This is a genomic window from Arthrobacter sp. (assembly GCF_031179385.1).
In the GTDB taxonomy this organism is placed as follows: domain Bacteria; phylum Actinomycetota; class Actinomycetes; order Actinomycetales; family Micrococcaceae; genus Arthrobacter_D.
Genome location: NZ_JAPSHV010000196.1, coordinates 1 through 3112, shown reverse-complemented (window position 1 = coordinate 3112; position 3112 = coordinate 1). Strand labels below are relative to the sequence as shown.

3 protein-coding genes are annotated in these 3112 nt (G+C 66.0%); all 3 read left to right on the top strand.

Going from position 1 to position 3112, the window contains the following annotated elements; genetic code table 11:
• Positions 1-97: DUF3039 domain-containing protein (locus RIF85_RS15350; RefSeq protein WP_309072770.1), on the top strand; the 97-nt coding region annotated here is incomplete at its 5' end.
• Positions 98-164: 67 nt separating this feature from the next.
• Positions 165-1616, top strand: coding sequence for an MFS transporter (locus RIF85_RS15345; protein ID WP_309072769.1), 1452 nt, complete (start codon positions 165-167; stop codon positions 1614-1616).
• Positions 1613-3112: DEAD/DEAH box helicase (locus RIF85_RS15340; RefSeq protein WP_309072768.1), on the top strand; the 1500-nt coding region annotated here is incomplete at its 3' end. The genes RIF85_RS15345 and RIF85_RS15340, both read left to right, overlap by 4 nt.

Sequence of the window (3112 nt, the reverse complement as noted above, 5' to 3'; positions counted from 1 at the left end):
CAAGGTGTGGACCCCCGGAAGGGATCCGGAAAAGTTTCCGGTGTGCCCAACGTGCAAGGAAATTTACAATTCAATGCGTCCCGGAGATAAGTCCTAGGGATACCGCATGACAGAACGTCCGCCGGGCAGGGCCCGGCGGACGTTTGCGCGCTCGTGAGGAAGCCATGTCACAATCCGAGGCTTTGCCGCGCGGCGGAGCAATGTCCGCATCGCTGAGGCCCCTGACCATCGGGGTTATCGCAATCATCACGTGCGCCGCGTTCGAGGCGATGGCGGTGGTCACGGCGATGCCCTCAGTCGCTCAAGAACTCGACGGCGTTTCCAGTTACGGGCTCGCGTTCTCGATGTACCTCACCGCGTCGCTGCTGGGCAGCGTCCTGGGCGGTATCTGGTGTGACCGGCGGGGGCCGCGTCCCGCGTTGGCTGCCGGCCTTGCACTGATGGTCGCCGGGCTGGCGGTGTCCGGTAGCGCGCCGGCTTTCTGGCTGATGACCTTCGGTCGGGCAGTGTCAGGCCTTGGGGGCGGCTTCATGATCGTTGCTGTCTACGTGATCATCGCCAAGGCTTACCCGCAGCGGATGCAGCCGGTTGTGTTCGGCTGGCTGGCGGCGGCGTGGGTAGTGCCCTCCCTGATTGGACCGTACGTCTCAGGCGTGCTGGCCGAACAGGCGAGCTGGCGCTGGGTCTTTCTCGGGGTTGCTCCCGTTGTGGTTGCCGCATTTCTGTTGGTCTGGCCGCGAACGGCCAGCCTGCGCGTGACCGCCGCCCGTGAACCACTTGACGCCCCGGCGCGAAGGAACGCCGCGACCGGGGTCCTGCTTGCCGGAGGGGTCTTCGCTGCACAGTACGCGCTGACGAAGATTGCTGCCGATGGTTTTGCCGATCCAGTTTCTGCCTGGCTCCTCGTTGCATTGGGAGTAGCCGGCTTCGCAGCTGCCGCCGTTGCTTTCCCTCGTCTCCTGCCTACCGGTACCGTGCGTCTCGCGCCCGGACTGCCGAGCGTCATTGCCACCCGCGGGTTGCTGACCGTCGCATTCTTCGGCGCAGAAGCCTTTGTTCCGCTGATGCTTGTCTCCGCCCGAGGCCTGGACGCCTCGACCGCTGGTTTGGCCCTCAGCGCTGCCGCCATCGGGTGGAGCGCAGGCTCCTTCGTGCAGGCGAGGGTGAGTTTCCGTCGCCAGTGGCTGCTCGTCATTGGCTCCACCCTCCTGTCCCTGTGCATCGGCGGTCTCGCCCTCGCCGCGGCGGCCGAGGTCCCTTTCTGGGTTCTCGTGCTCGTATGGCTTGCCGCCGGCTTTGCCATGGGACTGACGCTTTCCAGCACCTCGGTTCTCGTCCTGAAGCTGTCAGCGCCGCACGAGCAGGGGCGCAATTCGGCGGCGCTGCAGCTCTCGGACCAATTGGGAGGTGTCATAGGAACGGCGGGCGCCGGAGGGTTGTTCGCCCTCCTGCGGGACCCCGATGCACCCGGACAGGTGTCCGTGTTTGTTGCAATCTGGTTGGCTCTGTGCGTCTTTGCGGTAGTCGGTATAGTGGCCGGGTTGAGGGCCGCCCGCGGTGACCGGGAACCCCTTGCCGCAACAACAGATCCAGGAAAGGTGCCGTCCCAAGAGTGAGCAATAACGCACTGTTCGGAGCCGGCCAGACCCTTCCTCCCGCGTACCCGGAGCGTGCTGCCTGGGGCACTGCACCCAAGCTTCGACAGTGGCAGGAAGAGGCCCTCGCGAAGTATTTCGCGAACTCTCCCCAGGACTTCCTGGCTGTCGCGACGCCCGGCGCCGGTAAGACCACCTTCGCCCTGCGTGTCGCCACCGAACTGGTTGACCGGCGCATCGTGAATCGCATCGTCGTCGTGGCCCCTACCGACCACCTCAAGCGGCAGTGGTCAGACGCCGCAGCCCGCGTCGGCCTTTCGATCGACCCGAACTTCCGTAACGCGGACGGCCGGCATGGTGAGGGCTTCATCGGTGTCGCTGTGACCTACGCCCAGGTCGCCAGCAAGCCGATGCTGCACCGGGCGAAGACCGAGGCGGCGAAGACGCTGGTGATCCTGGACGAGATCCACCACGGCGGCGACGCACTGTCGTGGGGCGACGGTATCCGCGAAGCGTTCGAACCCGCAACCCGGAGGCTAGCCCTCACCGGTACCCCATTCCGCTCTGACACCGCGGCGATCCCTTTCGTGGAATACGCCGAGGACGCCGACGGTATCCGCCGGTCCCGGTCGGACTACACCTACGGCTATGGCGATGCCCTCCGGGACCACGTGGTCCGCCCGGTGATCTTCATGGCGTACTCGGGCCAGATGCGCTGGCGCACTAGCGCGGGCGAGGAAATGGCGGCGTCGCTGGGCGAAGCGGCCGTCACGAAGGACATCACGGCCCAGGCCTGGCGGACCGCCCTGAACCCGAACGGCGAATGGATCCCCGCTGTGCTCGCGGCTGCCGACCGGCGCCTTACTGAGGTTCGCCGGGCTGTTCCTGACGCCGGTGGTCTGGTGATCGCAACTGACCACGACGACGCCCGCGCGTACGCCGGACAGCTCAAGAAGATCACCGGTGAGTCACCCACTGTCATTCTCTCGGATGATGCCAAGGCCTCCGGAAAGATTGAGGAATTCTCGGCGGGCGAGACCCGCTGGATGGTCGCAGTCCGCATGGTGTCCGAGGGTGTCGACGTCCCCCGGCTGGCGGTGGGCGTGTACGCCACCTCCACTGCCACCCCACTGTTCTTCGCTCAGGCGGTGGGCCGGTTTGTACGTGCCCGACGGCGGGGAGAGACGGCGTCGGTCTTCCTGCCGTCGGTGCCCAACCTGATGATGCTGGCCAACCAGCTGGAGGTGGAGCGCGATCATGCGCTCGATCGTCCGGATAATAACGAGGACGGCTTCGCGCCCGAAGAGGCCCTCATGGAAGCCGCCAACCGGGAGGAGAAGGCCTCCGGCGAGCTGATGAAGCAGAAGTTCGAAGCGCTTGAGTCGCAGGCGGCGTTTGACCGCGTCCTGTTCGACGGAGGCGAGTTCGGCACGGGCGGCGAGATGGGCAGCGAAGAGGAGCTCGACTTCCTCGGGATTCCAGGCCTGCTCGACGCGGACCAGGTGGGTGTGCTGCTG

Coding starts and splice junctions, on each gene's coding strand:
- RIF85_RS15345 (WP_309072769.1), top strand. CDS start 165: ATGTCACAATCCGAGGCTTTGCCGCGCGGCGGAGCAATGTCCGCATCG.